The following is a 5,337-nucleotide window of genomic DNA, read 5'->3' as shown; positions in this document are numbered from 1 at the left end:
AGATGTTTAGCATCTATCCCCTGGCGCATCGACGCCGTAGAAGGGAGAGGGAGGAGACCATCTCATCGAGTTCCATCGCGACCAGCAGCGCAAGCTGCCCCATGCTGGCCGGAATGGAGCCGGCCATGCCAGGAAACCATCAACCAGCTCTACCCGTCATATACCAAGCCGGCGCCTGCCTATAAAACCCTATGCGCTTTACTTGAACCATTGCAGGCCCCTGCCCATCCTACTGGGGTAACCGCGTTGATAACGCCAATCCTTACCTGCACCGACAGGACCAATTTTGCGTAGGAGCTCTTCAATGCCACAGTCAGACAATACCAATCGTCAGATTCTGCTCGCCTCTCGCCCCACGGGCGCACCCAAGCCCGAGAATTTCAAGCTGGTAGACAATCCCATACCCGAGGTTACCGACGGCAAGATGCTGCTCCGCAATCGCTGGATGTCACTGGACCCCTACATGCGCGGACGCATGAGCGATGCCAAATCCTACGCCGATCCGGTCGAGGTTGGCGCCGTGATGACCTGCGCCACTGTCAGCGAGGTGCTGGAATCCCGGCTTGATGATTATGCGAAAGGCGATCTGGTGATGAGCTTTGCATCGGGCTGGCAGGACTACACCCTGTCCGACGGCAACATGGTGTTTCGCCTCGACAAGAACATGAAGGAGCCTTCCCAGGCGCTAGGCGTCCTGGGCATGCCCGGCTTCACCGGCTATATGGGCCTGACCGACATAGGTCAGCCAAAGGAAGGCGAAACCGTAGTGGTTGCTGCCGCGACCGGCCCGGTAGGCACTGTGGTTGGCCAGGTAGCCAAATTGAAAGGCTGCCGCGTGGTCGGGGTCGCCGGCGGTGAAGAAAAGTGCCGCTATGCAGTAGAGGAACTGGGTTTTGATGAATGCATCGATCACAAGAGCGACGACTTCAGTGATCAGCTCGCCACGGCTTGCTCCGAGGGCATTGATGTCTATTTCGAGAGCGTCGGTGGCCCGGTCTTCGATGCAGTGATGCCGCTACTCAATCCGCATTCGCGCGTTCCGCTTTGCGGTTTGATCGCTCAATACAACGCGACCGAGCAACCCGAAGGACCTGACCGTCTACCGCAACTGATGCGCCTGCTGCTGACTCAGCGGGTCACCATCCACGGTTTCATCATTTTCGATAACTATGGCGATCGCTATCCCGAATTCCTCGAAGCCATGACGCCCTGGGTCGAGTCCGGCAAGGTGCAGGTGAAAGAGGATCGCGTAGAAGGTTTGGAAAATGCGCCTGAGGCGTTCATGGGCCTGCTGGAAGGCAAGAACTTCGGCAAGCTGGTGGTCAAGATCGCCGATTGATCAAACGTCGGCGGGCGCACAGGGTGGAAAGCTTCGGCTTTCCACCCTACGCCAGCATCACGATGTAGGGTGGACAACGCCGCAGGCTTGTCCACCGCCGGAATAAGTCAAGGAACAAGTCGCGCGCCAGTCTAACAGGACCATTACCCAGGCCTTCACACCGCCAATATCTCCCCCGCCAGTTCTTGCAGATATTCCTGCAAACGCGCCTGCTGCGCTTCACTCAAATGCAGACCCAGCTTGGTGCGGCGCCAGAGGATGGCATCCAGATCGCGCGCCCATTCGCGCTCGCGCAGATACTTGATCTCCCGTTCCGTCAGCCCCGCGCCAAATTGCTCGCCCATATCGGCCTGCGAGCGCATGCCACGTAGAAACACCCGGCTCAGGGTGCCGTAACAATGCACATAGCGGTCCAGTTGCTCCTCGGCAAGCCAGGGATATTCGCTGCGCAACTCGGTGGCCAGGGCCTGGTGCGATACAAAGTCGCCCCCGGCCAGCGCGTGTTTTGCGGTCCAGGCCGGCCCTGCTTCGCTTAGCCAGGGTTTGAGCTTGTCCATTGCCGCCTCGGCCAGGCGCCGGTAGGTTGTCAACTTGCCGCCATATACGGCCAACAGGGGCGGCTGCCCTTTCTCGCCCTCCAGGGTCAGAATATAGTCGCGGCTGACGGCAGAAGGGTCGGTTTGCGAGGCGTCACTGATCAGCGGCCGCACGCCCGAGAAGCGGTGCACTATATCGGTCTGCTTCAACTGCCGCTTGAAATGCCCATTGACGACCTGCAACAGATATTCGACCTCCGCCTCGGTAGGCTCTACCTGCGCCGGGTCGCCCTGATAATCCACATCGGTCGTGCCTATCAGCGAAAAACCGTTTTCATAGGGCAGCACAAAGACAATACGCTGGTCCTCGTTCTGCAGAATGTACGCCTGGCGGCCGTGGTAGAGCTCGGGCACCACTATATGACTACCCTGTACCAGGCGCACGCCATAGGGGGAGCGGGTCGAGACCACGCGCTCCATCACCCGAGCAGCCCAGGGCCCCGCCGCATTGACCAGGGTGCGCGCATATACCGTCTCGCTCACGTCGTCGTCCACCAGTAGCTCCACCTGCCACCGATCACCCTCGCGGCGCGCAGAGATGCAGCGGGTATAAGGCCGAATATCAGCCCCTAGATTGGCCGCCTGCACCGCGTTGAGCACCACCAGCCGGGCATCGTCGGCCCAGCAGTCGGAGTATTCAAAGGCATATTCTATCTGCGGATTCAGCGGTCCCTGTCCATTCAACGGCGCCCCGGTGGAGCCCGGCAGTGTGGTGCGTTTGCCCAGATGATCGTAAAGAAACAGGCCCGCACGCAGCATCCAGCGGGGCCGCAGATGCGCGCGGTGCGGCAGCACAAAACGCAACGGCCAGATGATATGCGGGGCCTTCTCGAGCAGAACTTCGCGCTCACCCAGAGCCTCGCGCACCAGGCGAAACTCGTAATGCTCCAGATAACGCAAGCCACCGTGCACCAGCTTGCTGCTGGCCGATGAGGTGTGCGAGGCCAGGTCATGTTGCTCACACAGCAGGACCGACAGGCCGCGACCCGCCGCGTCATTGGCGATACCCGCACCGTTCACCCCGCCGCCGATCACCAGTACGTCATACACCGGCGCCTGCCCTCCGGCATGGGCGATACGGCGTTCTTCAGGGTGGGGTTTGAGCATCGGCATCTCCAGGGCCTGCGCGGGTCTGCGCCAATCTGTTGTACAACGTCGCAGCCCGACCCGCAAGCGCTGCCACACGGCTTGGCCGAGCGCGCCAGGCAGTTTAATCTGTGACTAATTACTGCTATGTGAAAGCCCATGACACCCGCAACCAAATTGCTCGACAAGGCCCGCGTTCAATATCAGCTGCACCGTTATACCCACGACCCGCAAGCCGCGTCCTATGGCACCGAGGCAGCCGACAAGCTCGGCCTGGAGCACAGCCGAGTGTTCAAGACGCTGCTGGCTGCTACTGAAAACGGTGAGCTGCTGGTAGCGGTGATACCCGTCAGCGACAAGCTCAACCTCAAGGCACTGGCCACCGCGGCCAAGGCAAAGAAGACCGCCATGGCCGACCCCGCTGCCGCGCAGCGCAGCACCGGCTATCTGGTCGGTGGCATCAGCCCCCTGGGTCAGAAGAAGCGTCTGCGCACCTTTATTGATGCCAGCGCGGCAAACTGGCCTACTGTATACATCAGTGGCGGACGCCGGGGGCTGGAAATCGAGCTGAGCGCCGCCGACCTGTGCCAGCACACTACCGCTCAGCTTTGCGAGCTATGCCGCGATTGAGTGAACCGGCTATCCCACAAGACCAATAACACAGGACCTCAGCGTTATGGCCAACCCCATTCTCGCCATCGACCAGGGCACCACCAGCAGCCGCGCCATACTCTTCTCCGCTACCGGCACACCCGAGTTCACCGCGCAGCAGGAGTTTGCCCAGCACTTTCCGCACGATGGTTGGGTTGAACACGACGGCGAAGACATCTGGAACAGCACGCTTGCGGTTTGTCGCGAGGTGCTTGAAAAAGCCGACCTCAGCGCCGACCAGATAGCCGGGATCGGCATTACCAATCAGCGCGAAACCACGCTGCTGTGGGATGCCACCACAGGCGAGCTGTTATACCGCGCCATCGTCTGGCAGGACCGGCGCACCGCCGAGTTTTGCGGCAAATTGAAAGCCGCCGGCCATGAGCCCATCGTCACCGAGCGCACCGGGCTGATCATCGATCCCTATTTTTCCGCCACCAAGCTGCGCTGGCTGCTCGACAATATCGAAGGCGCTCGTGCCCGCGCCGAGCGCGGCGAACTGCGTTTTGGCACTGTGGATACCTTCTTGCTCTGGCGCCTCACCGGCGGCCAGGTGCACCGTACCGACGCCACCAATGCCTCGCGCACCATGCTGTTCAACATCCACCAGCAATGCTGGGATGAAGAACTGCTAAAGCTACTCGAGATTCCCGCCAGCCTGCTACCCGAGGTGATGGACAGCGCCGCCGACTTCGGCCATACCGAGGCTGGTCTGCTGGGCGCCAGCGTCCCGGTGTGTGGCATAGCCGGAGATCAGCAGGCTGCGCTCATCGGTCAGGCCTGCTTCAGCCCCGGCATGGTCAAGAGCACCTACGGCACCGGTTGCTTCATGGTGATGAATACCGGCAACGAGCCGGTGCGTTCGAGCAATCGGCTGCTCACCACCGTGGCATATCGCCTCAAGGGAGAAACCACCTACGCACTCGAAGGCAGCATATTTGTGGCCGGGGCAGCCATCCAGTGGTTGCGCGATGGCCTCAAGCTGATCCAGAACGCCGGCGAGACCGAGGCCCTGGCGCGGGAAGCCGGCGGCGCCACTGGCGTGTATCTGGTGCCGGCGTTTACCGGTCTGGGCGCGCCCTATTGGGATCCGGCCGCGCGCGGCGCCATCTTCGGCCTGACCCGTGACACCGGCATAGCGCAAATTGTCACCGCCGGTTTGCAGTCGGTGTGCTTTCAAACCCGCGATCTGCTCGACGCCATGACCGGCGACGGCGCAAACAGTACGGCAGCGCTGCGGGTCGACGGCGGCATGGTGATCAACAACTGGGTGGTGCAGGAACTGGCCAATATTCTGGGCGTGACCGTAGACCGCCCCGAGGTGACCGAGACCACAGCGCTGGGCGCAGCCTATCTGGCAGGATTACAGCTAGGCATCTTCGAAAGCCTGGAGCATATCGCCCGGCACTGGGCCTGCGAACGTACCTTCAGCCCACAGATGAGCGAAGACAAACGCAACGCCCTGTACGACGGTTGGCTGGATGCGATTCGCCGCGTGCGCGACGAACACTGATCGCCCGCTTCTCCTGGGAAAGCCGAGTACTAACTCGACCAGCAGCGCAAGCTGCACCACCGCAGGCCGGGATGGAACCCGATGAGATGGTCTCCTCCCTCTCCCTTCTACGGCGTCGATGCGCCAAGGGATAGATGCTAAACATCTACTGA

Annotated in this window: 4 protein-coding genes; 3 read left to right on the top strand and 1 reads right to left on the bottom strand. The window is 61.2% G+C overall.

Annotation, left to right across the window (positions count from 1 at the left end; all coding sequences use genetic code 11):
• The first annotated feature begins 304 nt into the window (after positions 1-304).
• The gene (locus V7756_RS18765) at positions 305-1,339 is read left to right on the top strand and encodes an NADP-dependent oxidoreductase (RefSeq protein WP_335611730.1); all 1,035 of its coding nucleotides are present in this window, start codon (positions 305-307) and stop codon (positions 1,337-1,339) included.
• Positions 1,340-1,494: 155 nt separating this feature from the next.
• Here the strand turns inward: V7756_RS18765 and glpD are convergent, their stop codons facing one another.
• Positions 1,495-3,042 carry a glycerol-3-phosphate dehydrogenase gene (gene glpD / locus V7756_RS18760; RefSeq protein ID WP_335611729.1) on the bottom strand — a complete coding sequence of 516 codons (1,548 nt, stop codon included), beginning with the start codon at positions 3,040-3,042 and terminating at the stop codon, positions 1,495-1,497.
• 138 nt (positions 3,043-3,180) lie between these two features.
• Between glpD and ybaK the strand changes: the two genes are divergently transcribed.
• Both ybaK and glpK read left to right on the top strand, forming a co-directional pair.
• Complete coding sequence (gene ybaK / locus V7756_RS18755) at positions 3,181-3,651, top strand: Cys-tRNA(Pro) deacylase (RefSeq protein WP_335611728.1); 471 nt, start codon at positions 3,181-3,183, stop codon at positions 3,649-3,651.
• A 46-nt stretch (positions 3,652-3,697) separates the two neighbouring features.
• Positions 3,698-5,185 carry a glycerol kinase GlpK gene (glpK, locus tag V7756_RS18750; protein ID WP_335611727.1) on the top strand — a complete coding sequence of 496 codons (1,488 nt, stop codon included), beginning with the start codon at positions 3,698-3,700 and terminating at the stop codon, positions 5,183-5,185.
• Positions 5,186-5,337: the final 152 nt, after the last annotated feature.

The organism is Halopseudomonas sp., from assembly GCF_036961105.1.
In the GTDB taxonomy this organism is placed as follows: Bacteria; Pseudomonadota; Gammaproteobacteria; order Pseudomonadales; family Pseudomonadaceae; genus Halopseudomonas.
The sequence above is the reverse complement of the archived record's forward strand: the minus strand, read 5'-3'. Positions and strand labels throughout refer to the sequence as shown.

What these genes read in the sequence shown, in the direction of transcription:
- ybaK (WP_335611728.1), top strand. Translation starts at nt 3,181, where the DNA reads ATGACACCCGCAACCAAATTGCTCGACAAGGCCCGCGTTCAATATCAG.
- glpD (WP_335611729.1), bottom strand. Translation starts at nt 3,042, where the DNA reads ATGCTCAAACCCCACCCTGAAGAACGCCGTATCGCCCATGCCGGAGGG.
- V7756_RS18765 (WP_335611730.1), top strand. Translation starts at nt 305, where the DNA reads ATGCCACAGTCAGACAATACCAATCGTCAGATTCTGCTCGCCTCTCGC.
- glpK (WP_335611727.1), top strand. Translation starts at nt 3,698, where the DNA reads ATGGCCAACCCCATTCTCGCCATCGACCAGGGCACCACCAGCAGCCGC.